The 16,045-nt window shown below is 61.2% G+C and carries 16 protein-coding genes; 13 read left to right on the forward strand and 3 right to left on the reverse strand.

The annotated features are described in order from the left end of the window. Positions 1-151: 151 nt before the first annotated feature. Entirely contained in the window at positions 152-1,048 is an 897-nt protein-coding gene (locus PMI20_RS09230) for a LysR substrate-binding domain-containing protein (RefSeq protein ID WP_007924036.1), read from the reverse strand. Positions 1,049-1,154: 106 nt separating this feature from the next. Here PMI20_RS09230 and PMI20_RS09235 point away from each other — a divergent pair, with 106 nt between their 5' ends. From PMI20_RS09235 to rpoS, 8 genes are all read left to right on the forward strand, one after another. Further along, positions 1,155-2,267 carry an S-(hydroxymethyl)glutathione dehydrogenase/class III alcohol dehydrogenase gene (locus tag PMI20_RS09235; RefSeq protein ID WP_007924035.1) on the forward strand — a complete coding sequence of 371 codons (1,113 nt, stop codon included), beginning with the start codon at positions 1,155-1,157 and terminating at the stop codon, positions 2,265-2,267. Positions 2,268-2,350: 83 nt separating this feature from the next. After that, the gene (fghA, locus tag PMI20_RS09240) at positions 2,351-3,202 is read left to right on the forward strand and encodes an S-formylglutathione hydrolase (RefSeq protein ID WP_162094495.1); all 852 of its coding nucleotides are present in this window, start codon (positions 2,351-2,353) and stop codon (positions 3,200-3,202) included. Positions 3,203-3,254: 52 nt separating this feature from the next. After that, positions 3,255-3,728 (forward strand): 2-C-methyl-D-erythritol 2,4-cyclodiphosphate synthase, encoded by a 474-nt coding sequence (ispF, locus tag PMI20_RS09245; protein ID WP_007924033.1) that lies wholly within the window; start codon positions 3,255-3,257, stop codon positions 3,726-3,728. After that, a complete protein-coding gene (gene truD, locus PMI20_RS09250) occupies positions 3,725-4,783 on the forward strand; it encodes a tRNA pseudouridine(13) synthase TruD (RefSeq protein ID WP_007924031.1) in 1,059 nt (352 codons plus the stop codon). Before ispF ends, truD begins: the two co-directional genes overlap by 4 nt. Beyond that, positions 4,771-5,520 carry a 5'/3'-nucleotidase SurE gene (gene surE, locus PMI20_RS09255; protein ID WP_007924030.1) on the forward strand — a complete coding sequence of 250 codons (750 nt, stop codon included), beginning with the start codon at positions 4,771-4,773 and terminating at the stop codon, positions 5,518-5,520. Before truD ends, surE begins: the two co-directional genes overlap by 13 nt. A 41-nt stretch (positions 5,521-5,561) precedes the next feature. After that, positions 5,562-6,197 carry a protein-L-isoaspartate(D-aspartate) O-methyltransferase gene (locus tag PMI20_RS09260; protein WP_172963011.1) on the forward strand — a complete coding sequence of 212 codons (636 nt, stop codon included), beginning with the start codon at positions 5,562-5,564 and terminating at the stop codon, positions 6,195-6,197. A 209-nt stretch (positions 6,198-6,406) separates the two neighbouring features. Further along, a complete protein-coding gene (locus PMI20_RS09265; RefSeq protein WP_007924027.1) occupies positions 6,407-7,240 on the forward strand; it encodes a peptidoglycan DD-metalloendopeptidase family protein in 834 nt (277 codons plus the stop codon). A 106-nt stretch (positions 7,241-7,346) separates the two neighbouring features. Beyond that, positions 7,347-8,351: an RNA polymerase sigma factor RpoS gene (gene rpoS, locus PMI20_RS09270; RefSeq protein ID WP_007924026.1), complete on the forward strand. Its 1,005-nt coding sequence runs from the start codon at positions 7,347-7,349 to the stop codon at positions 8,349-8,351. A 500-nt stretch (positions 8,352-8,851) separates the two neighbouring features. Here the strand turns inward: rpoS and fdxA are convergent, their stop codons facing one another. After that, a complete protein-coding gene (gene fdxA / locus PMI20_RS09275; protein WP_007924025.1) occupies positions 8,852-9,175 on the reverse strand; it encodes a ferredoxin FdxA in 324 nt (107 codons plus the stop codon). A 142-nt stretch (positions 9,176-9,317) separates the two neighbouring features. Then, positions 9,318-11,897 carry a DNA mismatch repair protein MutS gene (gene mutS / locus PMI20_RS09280; RefSeq protein ID WP_007924024.1) on the reverse strand — a complete coding sequence of 860 codons (2,580 nt, stop codon included), beginning with the start codon at positions 11,895-11,897 and terminating at the stop codon, positions 9,318-9,320. Positions 11,898-12,084: 187 nt separating this feature from the next. Here mutS and PMI20_RS09285 point away from each other — a divergent pair, with 187 nt between their 5' ends. The 5 genes from PMI20_RS09285 to PMI20_RS09305 all read left to right on the forward strand — a co-directional run bounded on the left by PMI20_RS09285 (position 12,085) and on the right by PMI20_RS09305 (position 16,038). Then, positions 12,085-12,819, forward strand: coding sequence for a LexA family transcriptional regulator (locus PMI20_RS09285; protein ID WP_164486162.1), 735 nt, complete (start codon positions 12,085-12,087; stop codon positions 12,817-12,819). 551 nt (positions 12,820-13,370) lie between these two features. After that, on the forward strand, positions 13,371-13,718 hold the full coding sequence (locus PMI20_RS09290; protein WP_007924020.1) for a phage holin family protein: 348 nt from the start codon (positions 13,371-13,373) through the stop codon (positions 13,716-13,718). A 184-nt stretch (positions 13,719-13,902) separates the two neighbouring features. Continuing rightward, positions 13,903-14,667, forward strand: coding sequence for an N-acetylmuramoyl-L-alanine amidase (locus PMI20_RS09295; RefSeq protein WP_007924015.1), 765 nt, complete (start codon positions 13,903-13,905; stop codon positions 14,665-14,667). A gap of 234 nt (positions 14,668-14,901) precedes the next feature. Continuing rightward, positions 14,902-15,426 (forward strand): hypothetical protein, encoded by a 525-nt coding sequence (locus PMI20_RS09300; protein WP_007924014.1) that lies wholly within the window; start codon positions 14,902-14,904, stop codon positions 15,424-15,426. Positions 15,427-15,429: 3 nt separating this feature from the next. After that, positions 15,430-16,038 carry a phage baseplate assembly protein V gene (locus PMI20_RS09305; protein ID WP_007924013.1) on the forward strand — a complete coding sequence of 203 codons (609 nt, stop codon included), beginning with the start codon at positions 15,430-15,432 and terminating at the stop codon, positions 16,036-16,038. Positions 16,039-16,045 lie beyond the last annotated feature (7 nt).

A 16,045-nucleotide genomic window follows, 5' to 3' on the forward strand; every position in this document is an offset into this window, starting at 1 on the left:
CGCGGGCCCCTGTAGCCGCTGCCGCAGGCTGCGAACGGCCCGGAACGGGACGCGTTTTTTGTAGTCGTCATGTACTTCAAGCCGATCGACCGCGTTGTCCGCTATGACGGGTATTGCGTAGCCGATCGCAGCCTGCCGCAGCGGCTACGGATCAATCCTTGTACTCCGGCCGTTTGGCCAACCCCTCCTTGAGATAGTCCACCAGCTTGCGCACCTTGGGCGACAGATGCCGTTGTTGCGGATACAGCGCCCACACCGCGGTATTCGGCGGCTGATGCGCCTCGAGCAGGGAAATCAGGCTGCCCTGATGCAAATGCTCCAGCACGTAATAATCCGGTAGCTGGCAGAGGCCAACCCCCTGTAGCGCTGCATCCAGCACGGCCTGCCCGCTGTTGCAGCGCCAGTTGCCTTGCACCCGCTGGGAGAACTCGCGGCCGTCCTGCTCCAGCTGCCAGATGTCCGAGCTGCCGATCAGGCAGTTGTGGCGACTCAATTCCGACAGGCTGTGGGGGCGGCCGTAGCGTTCCAGGTAGGACGGCGAGGCGCAGAGGTACATGCGGCGTGGCGCCAGGCGGGTCGCCACCAGTCGTGAGTCCTGCAGGCGACCGAGGCGAATCGCCAGGTCCAGGCCCTCGTGCACCAGGTCCAGGGGCCGGTTGCTCAGTTCGATATCCACCCGCAGTTGCGGATAAAGCCCCATGAAACTGGTGACCAGCGGCACGATAAACCGCTCGCCGTAGGCCACCGCGCAGGTCATGCGCAGCATGCCCTTGGGTTCGCTGGTCAGGTCGCCGACGGCGCGCAATGCCTCTTCGCGCCCGTCCTGCAGGCGCTGGCAATGCTGTAAGAAAGTTTGCCCGGCCTCGGTCAGGGTCACTCGGCGGGTACTGCGATACAGCAGGCGGGTCTGCAGCCGTTCTTCCAGGCGGACGATCTGCCGGCTGATATGGGAAGACGACACCCCGAGGCGCTCCGCGGCGGCAGTGAACTGGCTGCACTCGGCCACGGCGACGAATTCGTCGATGCCTTCCCAGCGGTTCTCGTTCATGGTGATTATCCCTGTACAGCAATAATGTTTTGCTTTTGTTCGGATTATTCATCGTCAGGCGCTGTTTTACACTCCCTGTCTCGTTTTTATTCGCTGGAGACCCAGGATGATCAAGTCGCGCGCTGCCGTTGCCTTCGAGGCCAAGAAACCCCTTGAGATCGTTGAAGTCGATGTCGCCATGCCCAAGGCCGGCGAAGTGTTGTTGCGGGTCGTCGCTTCCGGCGTGTGCCACACCGACGCCTACACCCTGTCCGGGGCCGACCCGGAAGGTATCTTCCCGTCGATCCTCGGTCACGAAGGCGGCGCCGTGGTCGAGGCCATCGGCGAGGGCGTGACCTCGGTGGCCGTGGGCGATCATGTGATCCCGCTGTACACCCCGGAATGCGGCAAGTGCAAATTCTGCCTGTCGGGCAAGACCAACCTGTGCCAGGCGATCCGCGCCACCCAGGGCAAGGGCCTGATGCCGGACGGCACCACCCGTTTCTCCTATAAAGGCCAGCCGATTTTCCACTACATGGGCACCTCGACCTTTTCCGAGTACACCGTGTTGCCGGAAATCTCGGTGGCCAAGATCCCTAAAGAAGCGCCTCTGGAAAAAGTCTGCCTGCTGGGTTGCGGCGTCACCACCGGGATCGGTGCGGTGATCAATACCGCCAAGGTCAAGGCCGGCGACACCGTGGCAATCTTCGGCCTGGGCGGCATCGGCCTGTCGGCGGTGATCGGTGCCGTAAAAGCCAAGGCTGGCCGGATCATCGCCATCGACATCAACCCGGCCAAGTTCGAGATCGCCAAGCAGTTGGGCGCCACCGATTGCGTGAACCCGAAAGACTTCGACCGGCCGATCCAGGAGGTCATCGTCGACATGACCGACGGCGGCGTGGACTTCTCCTTCGAATGCATCGGCAACGTGCAACTGATGCGTGCCGCACTGGAGTGCTGCCATAAGGGTTGGGGCGAGTCGGTGATCATCGGCGTGGCCGGTGCCGGCCAGGAAATCTCCACCCGTCCGTTCCAGCTGGTTACCGGTCGCGTCTGGCGCGGTTCGGCGTTCGGTGGCGTGCGTGGCCGCTCCGAGTTGCCAAGCTATGTGGAAATGGCCCAGAGCGGCGAAATCCCGTTGGATACCTTCATCACCCACACCATGGGGCTGGAGGACATCAACAAGGCCTTCGACCTGATGCATGAAGGCAAGAGCATCCGTACCGTCATTCATTTCTAAGGAGCAGTGGCAAGCTGCAAGCCGGAAGCTGCAAGAGCGATCACCGCCAACTTGCAGCTTGAAGCTTGAAGCCTGCGGCTGAAATGCCCATGAGTCTGGAAAACCTGTCCTGCCAGAAAAGCTTCGGTGGCTGGCACAAACGCTACAAGCATCATTCCGAGGTGCTGGGCTGCGACATGGTGTTCGCCGTGTACCTGCCGCCGCAGGCGGAGCAGGGCGGCAAGCTGCCGGTGCTGTACTGGTTGTCCGGCCTGACCTGCACCGACGAGAACTTTATGCAAAAGGCCGGTGCCCAGCGTCTGGCCGCCGAGCTGGGGTTGATCATTGTCGCGCCGGATACCAGCCCGCGTGGCCCTGGCGTGCCGGGCGACCCGGATGGCGCCTGGGACTTCGGCCTGGGGGCCGGATTCTATCTGAATGCCACCCAGCAGCCCTGGGCCGAGCATTACCGCATGCATGACTATGTGGTGCAGGAGCTGCCGGCATTGGTCGAGGCGCATTTCCCGGCCTCGGACAAGCGCGGCATCAGCGGGCACTCCATGGGCGGCCACGGTGCTCTGGTCTGCGCGTTGCGCAATCCGGGGCGCTACCAGTCGGTGTCGGCCTTCGCACCGATCAGCAACCCGATGGATTGCCCATGGGGGCAGAAAGCCTTTTCCCGTTACCTGGGCGAAGAGCGCTCCCGTTGGCGCGAATGGGATGCCAGCGTGCTGATCCAGGAAGCCAGCGAAAAGCTGCCGTTGCTGGTGGACCAGGGCGATCGTGACGATTTCCTGGCCAATCAGCTCAAGCCCGAAGTGCTGCAACAGGCGGCGAAAGCCGCCGGTCATCCACTGACGTTGCGCCTGCAACCCGGCTACGACCACAGCTATTTCTTCATCGCCAGCTTCATCGGCGACCACCTGCAGCATCATGCGCGCGCTCTGAGCGGCTAATGTCCGCCAAAGCAGGTAGAATCACGCCCTGACTCAATCAGGGCGTTTTTTTATGCGTATTGGCCACGGCTACGATGTGCACCGTTTCGCTGAAGGCGATTTCATCACTCTGGGCGGCGTGCGTATTGCACACAGCTTCGGGCTGCTCGCCCACTCCGACGGCGACGTGCTGTTGCATGCTCTGAGCGATGCCTTGCTGGGTGCCGCCGCACTGGGCGACATCGGCAAACATTTCCCGGACACCGATCCGCAGTTCAAGGGCGCCGACAGCCGTGCGCTGTTGCGTCATGTCGTCGCACTGATCCATGCCAAGGGCTGGAAGGTCGGCAACGTCGATAACACCATCGTGGCCCAGGCGCCGAAGATGGCTCCCCATATTGAAACGATGCGCGCGCTGATTGCCGCGGATCTGCAAGTCGAGTTGGATCAAGTGAACGTCAAGGCCACCACCACCGAAAAGCTCGGCTTCGTCGGGCGCGAAGAAGGCATCGCCGTGCATTCCGTTGCCTTGTTGCTGCGCGCATGAACGAACTGCAACTGTTGGGCCCGCGGGCCTATGGCGAAGCCCTGGGTAGCGCGGTACTGAAGGCCACCGCCGAAGACTTCCAGGTCGACGAAGTCCTGGACATTCCCCTGACCGGCGAAGGCGAACACCTGTGGTTGTGGGTGGAAAAGCGCGGCCTGAACACCGAAGAAGCGGCGCGGCGGATTGCCAAGGCCGCGGGTGTGCCGTTGCGCACCGTCAGCTATGCCGGCTTGAAGGATCGCCAGGCGCTGACCCGGCAGTGGTTCAGCATCCAACTGCCTGGCAAGGCGGATCCCGATCTGTCGGCGGCTGAAAACGACACGCTGAAGATCCTCAAGCTGACCCGCCACAAGCGCAAGCTGCAACGCGGCGCCCATGCGGCCAACGGCTTTACCCTGCGCCTGACCGAATTGAAGGCAGACAAGGCGGGGATCGAGGAGCGCCTGCAATCGATCGTCAAACACGGCATCCCCAATTATTTCGGCGCCCAGCGTTTTGGTCATAACGGCGGTAACCTGGTCGATGCCCGCGATTGGGCCGCCCGCAAGGCCTTGCCGGAGCAGCGCAATGTACGTTCGCGGCTGCTTTCCACCGCGCGCAGCTATCTGTTCAACCGGGTGCTGGCGGCGCGCGTGGCCGATGGCAGCTGGCAACGGGCCCAGGTCGGCGACCTGCTGGCCTTCACCGACAGCCGCAGTTTTTTCCCGGCCGGCGAAGCCGAATGCAGCGATCCGCGCCTGGCCATCCTCGACTTGCACCCGACCGGTCCGCAGTGGGGCGAAGGCGAATCGCCTGCCGCCGGGGCGACCCAGCTGCTGGAACAGCAGGTGGCTGCCGACGAAGCGGATCTGCGCGATTGGTTGATTAAAGCCGGAATGAGCCACGAACGTCGCATCCTGCGGCTGCCCATTGGCGGGTTGACGTGGCATTATCCCGAGCCTGACATTCTGCAACTGGAATTCGTCCTGCCGGCCGGATGCTTCGCCACCGTATTGGTGCGTGAACTCGTCGATCTGGTGCCGGTGGGGCAGACGGACAGCCCATGCGTATTCTGATTTCTAACGACGATGGTGTAACAGCACCCGGTCTCGCCGCGCTTCATGCTGCGCTGGCGGATTACGCCGAGTGCGTGGTGATTGCCCCGGACCAGGACAAAAGCGGCGCCAGCAGCTCGCTGACGCTGGACAGGCCGTTGCACCCGCACACCTTGAGTAACGGTTTCATCAGTATCAATGGCACCCCCACCGATTGCGTGCACCTGGGCCTCAACGGGCTGCTGGAGCGCGATCCGGACATGGTCGTGTCCGGAATCAACCTCGGGGCGAACCTGGGTGACGACGTGCTGTATTCCGGCACCGTCGCCGCAGCCCTGGAAGGGCGTTTCCTGAACCTGCCGGCGTTTGCCTTTTCGTTTGTTTCGCGTCAGGTGGATAACCTGCCGACGGCTGCCTATTTCGCCCGCAAACTGGTCGAGGCCCACGGGCAGCTGGATCTGCCACCACGTACCGTGCTGAACGTGAACATTCCCAATCTGCCTCTTGATCATATTCGCGGCATTCAGCTGACCCGCCTGGGCCATCGCGCCCGGGCGGCGGCGCCGATGAAGACGGTCGACCCGCGCGGCAAGGCCGGTTATTGGATCGCCGCGGCGGGGGACGCCGAGGACGGTGGCCCGGGTACGGACTTCCACGCCATCATGCAGGGCTATGTCTCGATCACGCCGTTGCAGCTCGATCGCACCTTCAATGATGCCTTCAGAAGTCTTGATGGCTGGCTGGAGGGGCTGCGCTAATGGCTCGCGAACAAGACGATTTGTTGCGTCGCGGTATCGGGATGACTTCCCAGCGTACCCGCGAACGCCTGATCCAGCGTCTTTACGATGAAGGCCTGTCCAACGCCCAGGTACTGGAAGTCATTCGGCGTACACCGCGGCATCTGTTCGTCGACGAGGCCCTGGCGCATCGCGCCTATGAAGACACGGCCCTGCCGATCGGGCACAACCAGACGATCTCGCAGCCTTATATGGTGGCGCGCATGAGCGAGCTGCTGCTGGCGGCTGGCCCGTTGGACAAGGTGCTGGAGATCGGCACCGGGTCGGGTTACCAGACAGCGGTATTGTCGCAACTGGTGGAGCGGGTGTTCTCGGTCGAGCGCATCAAGGTGTTGCAGGATCGGGCCAAGGAGCGTCTGGTCGAGCTGAACCTGCGCAACGTGGTATTCCGCTGGGGCGACGGCTGGGAAGGCTGGCCGGCGCTGGCGCCGTACAACGGGATCATCGTGACGGCGGTCGCCACCGACATCCCCCAGGCCCTGCTGGACCAATTGGCGCCCGGTGGCCGGATGGTGATTCCAGTCGGTGCCGGGGAAGTGCAGCAACTGATGCTGGTCATTCGTGAGGAGCAGGGGTTTTCACGGCAGGTTCTCGGCTCGGTTCGCTTCGTTCCCTTGCTCAACGGGCCATTGGCCTGAGCATTTGTTTGGAACGGGTGAATTCTGCTTGATCGGCTTGGTCTTACAGCTTGATCAATCGGTTAAGTAACCTTGAACCCTGATCGATATGCTGGTGCCTGCCGATTTCGCTTTGCCGGGAATAAAGCGTGGGTGGCCGGTTATACTTGCGACACTTCATGCCTGAGCCAGGCACTAATTATCTTCAACCACCACAAAGGGAGCGGCGGGTGAGTCTCACAGTCATTGCGCAGCGTATGGGTACAACAAGCTTTCAGCGACTGGTGATTGGCCTTGTCTTGAGTTCTCTGTTGGTCGGCTGTTCGAGCAATAAGTCGAGCAGCGCCCGGGTCGTCGATCGCACCAGCGCGGTACCGCAGCGCCCGACGGTGACCACGGGGCAATACACGGTTCGTCGCGGCGACACCCTGTTCTCCATCGCCTTCCGTTATGGCTGGGACTACAAGGCCCTGGCCGCGCGCAACAATATTGCCGAGCCGTATACCATTCACCCGGGGCAGACCATCCGCTTCGACGGCCGCTCGGGTTCGGCCCCGACAGCCGTGGTTACAAAGTCGGCTTCCAGTGCATCTTCTTCAAGTAAAACCACGGTAATTCGTCGTCCGGCAGGGGCCGCGCCAACGATTGCGAGCCAGCCCGCGCCGGCTCCATTACCGCCTGCAGGCCCCGCGCCAAAGGGCTGGGGCTGGCCTGCGAACGGTATTCTGATTGGAAAATTCTCTTCAAACGGTAGTTTGAATAAAGGCATTGATATCGCCGGGGATTTGGGACAGCCTGTTTTAGCTGCGTCTGATGGGACGGTGGTTTACGCCGGGAGTGGCTTAAGGGGCTACGGCGAACTGGTCATCATCAAACACAGCGATACCTACGTCAGTGCTTACGGCCACAGCCGTAGGCTGTTGGTTCGGGAGGGGCAGCAGGTCAAAGTCGGACAGACAATTGCCGAAATGGGATCAACTGGTACAGACCGGGTGAAACTGCACTTTGAGATTCGCCGACAAGGTAAACCTGTAGATCCGCTGCAATTCCTGCCACGTCGTTGATCCGTTACCAAGCCTGTTCCGTCACGTAGAGGGAACAGGTTCCAGCGTTGCCAAGGATAAAGGCGTCGCTTGAGCCTGAGGTCGAACTCACCAAAGGACTATAACAATGGCTCTCAGTAAAGAAGTGCCGGAGTTTGACATCGACGATGAAGTTCTCCTTATGGAGACGGATATCGCCACTGATTCGATGTCGAATGAGGGATCTGCTGTACCTTCAGTTCGTGCCAAATCCAAACACTCCGCTTCATTGAAACAACACAAATACATTGATTACACGCGAGCGCTCGACGCGACGCAGCTGTATCTCAATGAAATCGGCTTTTCCCCATTGCTCTCTCCGGAAGAAGAAGTTCATTTTGCGCGTCTGTCGCAAAGTGGCGATCCGGCCGGGCGCAAGCGCATGATTGAAAGCAACCTGCGTCTGGTGGTGAAAATCGCCCGGCGTTATGTCAATCGTGGGCTTTCGCTGCTGGACCTGATCGAAGAGGGCAACCTCGGTCTGATCCGGGCGGTGGAGAAGTTCGATCCGGAGCGCGGTTTCCGCTTCTCGACCTATGCCACCTGGTGGATCCGTCAAACCATCGAACGGGCAATCATGAACCAGACCCGGACTATCCGGCTGCCGATTCATGTGGTCAAAGAGCTCAACGTCTACCTGCGGGCAGCACGGGAGCTGACACAGAAACTCGACCATGAACCCTCCCCTGAAGAAATCGCCAACCTGCTGGAGAAACCGGTAGGTGAGGTCAAGCGCATGCTGGGCTTGAACGAGCGGGTTTCTTCAGTCGACGTCTCGCTGGGTCCGGATTCGGATAAAACCCTGCTGGACACCCTCACCGACGATCGTCCTACCGATCCGTGCGAGCTGCTGCAGGATGACGACCTGTCGCAAAGCATCGATCAGTGGCTTTCCGAATTGACCGACAAGCAGCGTGAAGTGGTAGTTCGCCGCTTCGGCTTGCGCGGCCACGAGAGCAGCACCCTGGAAGATGTGGGCCTGGAGATCGGGCTTACCCGAGAGCGGGTACGCCAGATCCAGGTCGAAGGTCTCAAGCGTCTGCGTGAGATCCTCGAGAAGAACGGCCTCTCCAGCGAGTCGCTGTTCCAGTAACGGCACGAGCAATCCTGCCGTGAAAAGCCCCGACACGTTCGGGGCTTTTTATTGGGTAATCGATAGGAGTCAGATGAAATATGCAGGCGCATGTTCAATAGCTGAACGAGCATGTAAGTAAAGGCTGACTCTTTCGTAAGTGTTCGGTTTTTATGCGGTATGAAAGTTGTCTGTTTGATCTGAGGTTTTTAGTTATCTTGTTGATTAATAACAATTTATTTTAATTATTAGAGCGGTGTTCGACACGTTTTCTACCTGTCAGTGCCATTGCTCTGTCATGGAAACTCTCTAATATCAGCCCTGTGTCGACGGATAGACACAGCCATCAAGGATGATGGTCAGGACATCGCAGGACGCGATTCATCAGGACGATGAAAAGGAACACAGGGACTAGGGAAAAAAGGTGGGCGGGTCATACCGCCCCTTTTTTTGCCTGCGCAAAAGTGAATCCGGAACAGCAAAAAGGCCCGCAACGGGCCTTTTTGGGGAACGCGAGGTAATCAGCGTTCGAGATCTTTGATCTTGCCTTTGACGCCATCCCACTCTTCGGCATCGGGCAGGGAATCTTTCTTTTCAGTGATGTTGGGCCAGATCTCGGCCAGCTCAACGTTCAACTGAATGAATTCCTGCATCTCTTCTGGAACTTCGTCCTCGGAGAAGATCGCTACAGCGGGGCATTCAGGCTCGCACAGCGCGCAATCAATGCACTCATCCGGGTGAATCACCAGGAAGTTCGGGCCTTCGTAAAAGCAGTCCACCGGACAGACTTCTACGCAGTCGGTGTACTTGCACTTGATGCAGTTGTCGGTGACGACGAAGGTCATTTCTAATTCTCTCCTCAGGCGGCGGCAGCGGAGCCCCTTCAGGACGGGGTCGCCAGGTTCGGGAGCGATAGTCTGCGGACCAGGCTAATAGTCCGCAGCATCCCAAACCGCGCGAGATTCTAACAGCTTGAAAGCATCAGCGTTAGATGCGTGTCTTCAATGTATAGAGCATTTCCAGTGCCTTGCGCGGGGTCATGTCGTCCAGATCGAGCTTGGCCAAGTCATCGAGTACCGGGTGCGGCAGGCTGGCGAACATGTCGCTTTGCTGCGGGACTGAAGGCTTGCCCGCTACCGGAGACGGCGCTTCATGGGGCAGGCTGGTGGTCTCCAGGCGACTCAGGTGCTCGCGGGCACGGACGATGACATCGCTCGGAACCCCCGCCAGCTGGGCCACGGCCAGGCCATAGCTCTGGCTGGCAGGACCTGGCAGCACGTGGTGCAGGAACACGATGCGTTCGTTGTGCTCGGTGGCATTGAGGTGCACGTTGGCCACCAGCGGTTCATTTTCCGGCAGGACAGTGAGCTCGAAGTAGTGGGTGGCGAACAGGGTGTACGCCCGCAGCTGGGCGAGACGTTCTGCCGCAGCCCAGGCGAGGGACAGACCATCGAAGGTACTGGTGCCGCGACCCACTTCGTCCATCAGCACCAGGCTGCGCTCGGTAGCGTTATGCAGGATGTTGGCGGTTTCGCTCATTTCCACCATGAAGGTGGAACGGCCGCCGGCCAGGTCATCGCTGGAGCCGATCCGGGTAAAGATCCGGTCCACCAGGGACAGCTCGCAGCTCGCTGCCGGCACGAAGCTGCCGATGTGGGCCAGCAGCACGATCAGCGCGGTTTGCCGCATATAAGTGGACTTACCACCCATGTTCGGGCCGGTGATCACCAACATCCGGGTCTGATCGTCGAGGCTCAGGTCGTTGGCCACGAACGGCGTGGTCAGGACCTGCTCGACCACCGGGTGGCGACCCTGGGTGATGCGCATGCACGGCTCGCTGACGAAGCGCGGGCAATTGAGGTCGAGATTCAGCGCTCGCTCGGCCAGGTTGCTCAGCACGTCCAGCTCAGCCAGCGCCCCCGCGGTGTCCTGCAACGGCGGCAGGTGACCGATCAGGGTCTCCAGCAAGGCTTCGTAGAGCATCTTCTCGCGGGCCAGGGCGCGGCTCTTGGCGGATAGCGCCTTATCCTCGAAGGCCTTGAGCTCCGGAGTGATGAAGCGTTCGGCGCCCTTGAGGGTCTGGCGCCGGATGTAGTCCGCCGGGGCCTGTTCCGCCTGTTTGCTTGGCAATTCGATGAAGTAGCCGTGAATCCGGTTGTAGCCGACTTTCAGGTTGGCCAGGCCGGTACGGGCCTTTTCCCGGGCTTCCAGGTCGATAAGGAACTGGCCGGCGTTTTCGCTCAGCGATTGCAGCTCGTCCAGCTCGGCGTCGTAACCGGTCTTCAGCACGCCGCCATCGCGGATCACCGCCGGCGGGTTGTCGATGATGGCTTTCTCCAGCAGCGCGGCCAGTTCCGGGTAAGTGCTGGTGGTCACAGCCAGTTGGCTCAGGTGCTCGGCCTCGAGTTCGGTCATCGCCACTTGCAGTTCCGGCAGCACCGCCAGGGCATCGCGCAGGCGCGCCAGGTCGCGGGGGCGGGCGTTGCGCAGGCCGATACGGGCGAGGATCCGCTCGATGTCGCCGATCTCCTTGAGCTGCGGTTGCAGCCTTTCGAAACGGTAACCGTCCAGCAGGCAGCCAATCGAAGTCTGTCGCGCCTGCAAGACTTTCAAGTCACGCAGCGGGCGGTTCAGCCAGCGGGTCAGCAGGCGGCTGCCCATGGCGGTCTGGCAACGGTCGACCACCGATTGCAGGGTGTTGTCGCGGCCGCCGGCGAGGTTGGTGTCCAGCTCCAGGTTGCGCCGGCTGGCGCCGTCGAGCACCACAGTGTCGTCCAGGCGCTCGTGACGCAGGCTGCGCAGGTGGGGCAGGGCGGTGCGCTGGGTTTCCTTGGCATAGCTCAGCAGGCAGCCGGCGGCGCCGATGGCCAGGGTCAGGTTCTCGCAGCCGAAACCCTTGAGGTCCTGGGTGGAGAACTGCTGGCACAGGCTCTTGTGGGCCGAGTCGCGTTCGAAGTCCCAGGGCGCGCGACGGCGCACGCCACGGCGTTTTTCCGCCGGCAGGCCTTGCGGCCAGTCGTCCGGGATCAGCAGTTCCACCGGGTTGATGCGTTCCAGCTCGGCCAGCAGGTTTTCCCAGCCCTTGATTTCCAGGACCGTGAAATTGCCGCTGGTGATGTCCAGCACCGCAAGGCCGAACAGGCGCTCGTCGCCCAGCACCGCCGCGATCAGGTTATCCCGGCGTTCGTCGAGCAGGGCCTCGTCGCTGACGGTCCCCGGGGTGATGATCCGCACCACCTGGCGCTCCACCGGGCCCTTGCTGGTGGCCGGGTCGCCGACTTGTTCGCAGATCACCACCGACTCGCCGAGCTTTACCAGCTTGGCCAGGTAACCTTCGGCGGCGTGATAAGGAATCCCGCACATCGGAATCGCCTGGCCAGCCGACTGCCCGCGCGCGGTCAGAGTGATGTCCAGCAACTTGGCAGCCTTCTTCGCGTCTTCATAGAAGATTTCGTAGAAGTCACCCATGCGATAGAACATCAGCTGGTCAGGGTGCTGGTTCTTGAGGCGCCAGTACTGCTGCATCATCGGCGTGTGGGAGGACAGATCGGTGAGCGCTTTATTCATCGGGTCGTCAGGTTGATTCGTTGAAAGGGTGGGCAAAAGCAGAGGGCATGGGCCCGGCTTTTTCGCGATGGGCGCAAGGTTACCATGGGCGGTCCGACCTTCGCAGGGATGAACCCAGCAGGATTTCGGGTGTTTTATGCATGAATATGCATTTTAGCATTTGCCGTCGGCGAAAATAACCCGCAATATGCGCATTATGCAAAAGCGCAACGTTTCTACCGTCTTAAGAGAGCTGCTCGATCGCGATGGCATTTCCCCCACGGAACTCCATCGGCGTACCGGTGTGCCTCAATCCACCCTTTCGCGGATCCTCAGCGGCAAGATTGTCGATCCTTCGGACAAACACATCTCGCGGATCGCCGAGTACTTCCAGGTGAGCACTGATCAACTGCGCGGACGCGCGGCTGTCGCTCCTGCCCGGTCGGCCGATCCGCATTCGGAACTCAAGGACATAAGTCTGTGGGACGACGATACCCCCGTCGATGACGACGAGGTGTCGGTCCCCTTTCTTCGCGAGGTTGAATTGGCTGCGGGATCAGGAAGATTCGTCATTGAGGAAAGCGAGCGCTCCAGCCTGCGCTTCGGCAAGCGCAGCCTGCGGCACAATGGCGTGCAGTTCGACCAGGCCAAATGCGTGACGGTCCGCGGCAACAGCATGCTGCCGGTGCTGCGCGACGGCGCCACGGTGGGGGTCAATGCCGGCAAGTGCGGTATCGGCGACATCATCGACGGCGACCTGTATGCCATCAACCACAACGGCCAACTGCGGGTGAAGCAGCTCTATCGCCTGCCTTCCGGTATTCGCCTGCGTAGCTTCAACCGCGACGAACACCCGGATGAGGACTACAGCTTCCAGGAAATGCAGGAAGAGCAGATCGTCATCCTCGGCCACGTCTTCTGGTGGGGCATGTACGCCCGTTAACCGCAGCCCATAACGCCAAAGCCCGCCATCGAGCGGGCTTTTTTGTGCCCGAGGAAAACCCTCCACGCCTTTATTTATGCGGCGATCATGCGTAGGTGCATTTGTTGTGCATAAATAAATGCATTTATGCATTGACTGTATATGCATGCATGCATATTATTCGTTCCAAGCCGCCCGACAGCGGTGAGCAACACCGCTCTTTAGTGGCAAAAGCAAAGGCAGCGATGAACCGGCCTCGACGGTTCAGAGGGTTGGCAACTGACCCGGGTGTGCAGCGTAAAGCACCGTGAACAGTTATCCGGCGGGCAGGGACCGCGGTCGGAGGAACAATTTGAATGGACTCGTACCGCGCCAGTAGCGCCGAAAAGTCAGTTTCCTTTTCGTTTAGCCACTTAAAGGAAAGCGAAGGACCGCATTACTGAAAAGCCCGGGCGACCGGGCTTTTTGGAATGCCTACCTACCGTGGGCCATGCCGGGATATGCACCGTTGATACACAAGCCAATTGATTACCGGGCCAGCGCATTGGCCTTTTCCACTCAGGAGGAGTGACATGACAAACGAGCAACAAGCGTTGCTGGACATGCCCATCTGGCTTGTCATCGTCCTTGCCCTGGTGGGTGGGGTGTCCGGCGAAATGTGGCGCGCCGACAAGGAGGGCGCCCGCGGCTGGTTGCTGCTGCGGCGCCTGGCCCTGCGCTCCGGGGCCTGCGTGATCTGCGGGGTCTCGACCATCATGCTGCTGTACGCCGCCGGCGTATCGATCTGGACCGCCGGCGCCTTCGGTTGCCTGACCGCCATGGCAGGCGCCGATGTGGCCATCGGGCTCTACGAGCGCTGGGCGGCCAAGCGGCTCGGTGTGTGTGAGGTGCCGCCCAAGGATCCCCGCTCGGACGCCTGAACAACCGCCGCAAACATTCGTTCATTCATTAAGTCGACCCCGCCACCTTATCCACGTGGGTATCTACCCGCCTGACGCAGGACGCGTACTCGTATTGAGCGGCGCTCAATCAACCCTCCCGGCCGGGAGGTGCCCGATACGGTCCAGCGCCTTACACCCATCCGTTTCAAAGAGAGGCAAAACCATGATCCCAATCGACTACAACAGCTACCGCACCCTCGCGCCCTACAACAAGCGGGTGCGTTTCCTGGTGCTGCATTACACGGCCCTGAACTTCGAGGCGTCGGTCAAGGCGTTGACCACCGGTGCGGCGAGTGCCCATTACCTGATCCCGGCGCTGCAGGATCCGACGTATCAGGCCGCGGGTTTCCAGGAGCAACGAATTTTCAACCTGGTGGCCGAAGAAGACCGCGCCTGGCATGCCGGTGTCAGTGACTGGGCCGGTCGCAGCGGCTTGAACGACACTTCCATCGGCATCGAGATCGTCAACGAGGCCACCGACGTCAATGGCGTCTTCACCTTCCCGGATTACGAACGCTCCCAGGTCGAGGCGCTCAAGCAACTGGCCCTGAATATTCTCCAGCGTTATCCGGACCTGTCGCCGAAAAACGTGGTGGGCCACTCCGATATCGCGGTGGGCCGCAAATCCGATCCGGGCCCCAAGCTGCCCTGGAAAGAGCTCTACAAAGCCGGCATTGGCGCCTGGTACGACGAGCCGACCAAGAAGAAATATGTCCAGCAATTCCGCGCCGCGGGACTGCCCGAGCGTGCCGAAGTGCTCAAGGCCTTCGCCACCTATGGCTATGGCGTGCCGGCTCAGGCAACGGACGACTTCTTCCAGTCGCTGGTGCGGGCGTTCCAGATGCACTTCAGGCCGAAGAACTACACCGGGAAACTGGACGTGGAAACCTGCGCGATCCTGTATGCGCTGAACGAGAAGTACGCCTGATTCGATCAGGGTGAACCGCTCGCAGGGCAGGGGGCTCCATCGAAGGTGATGCCGGACCTCAGCGAAGTCTCGTGAGCCATCCGTTGCATCACCCATTCCGTTCCTGACGTCGCTCGTCGACCTGGCGATCAAGAATCCTGCCCAAACCGGCATTCGCTGTTCCTCTATCTCGCGCGACATCCGCAGCGCTCCTGCGCAACTTCAACCCCTGATATCTGAACAGAAGGCCTCTCTATGCCTGTAGTCATCGACAAGCCGTCGCAGCTGTTTTTCGCCATTGCCGAGACCCTGCGAGGGGCGGGCCTTGGCCTCAAGGTTGGCAGTCACCAGGACTTCGATGGTCTGCTCGACCCGGCCTGGGTGCTGATTGCGATCGAGCGCGATGCCCCGGGCATGCGCAGCCAGGAAGGGCGTATCGCCCATGCCCTGACAGTCTCGCTGCAAGTTGTGGCGGCCGTGGGGGCCGAGCGGTCCGGGTTCGAGCCCTGTGATCTGGCCAGCGCGCTGAAGGATCTGGCCACGGATAACCGCTGGGGATTACCGGCAGCGCAGTGCGACCTGCCGATGAACCTCGAGGGCCTGCCTTCGACCCTGATTCGCGGCGAGCAGCAGCACGCGGCCTGGACGCTGTCGTTCACCCAGACGCTGTACCTCGGGCAGCCCTTGCTGGACGACCCGACCGGCATACCGAAGTTCGCCCGCACCTGGGAAGTCTCGAACATCGACGACCCCGACCAATACCAAGCACTGGAGGGCTGAGCCATGTTTGACGAGCTGCTGCGCATGCAGCTGGGCCCGATCATCGAGCGGCTGGCCGAGATGGAAACCGAACTCGATGACTTGCACCGGCGGGCGGAAAACCACTGCCGTATCGGTGTGTGCCAGGCGGTCGATGCGGCCAGCAACACCTGCCGGGTCAGCCACGGAGAGCTGCTGACCCCGGCGATCCGCTTCTTCAACCCCAGCGCCGGCGCGCAAAGCGAATCGCGCATTCCCTCCGTGGGCGAGCAGTGCCTGCTGTTCAACTACGGTGGCGGCGACGGCGGCGCGCAGTCGGTGGCGCTGTTCGGCCTCAACTGCGACCGCTTTCCACCGGTGTCGACCCTGGCCGCGCTGACCCGCCGCCAATACGCCGATGGCACCCAAAGCAGTTATGACGATGCCGGCCATGTCTTGAGCTGGAGCAATGGCCCGACCGCGCTCACCGCTTCCCGCGAGGCGGTCGAGTTGAGCATCGGGCCCGCCCGGCTGGCGATGAGGCCCGAGGCGATCGAGCTGCGGCTGGGCGCGGTCGGCATCTTGCTCGACAGCGCCGGCATCCACTTCAGCGGCCCCCTGGTGGAACACCAGGGCCGCGTTATCAGCCCTTGATTAAGAG

This window comes from Pseudomonas sp. GM17 (assembly GCF_000282175.2).
Lineage (GTDB): Bacteria > Pseudomonadota > Gammaproteobacteria > Pseudomonadales > Pseudomonadaceae > Aquipseudomonas > Aquipseudomonas chlororaphis.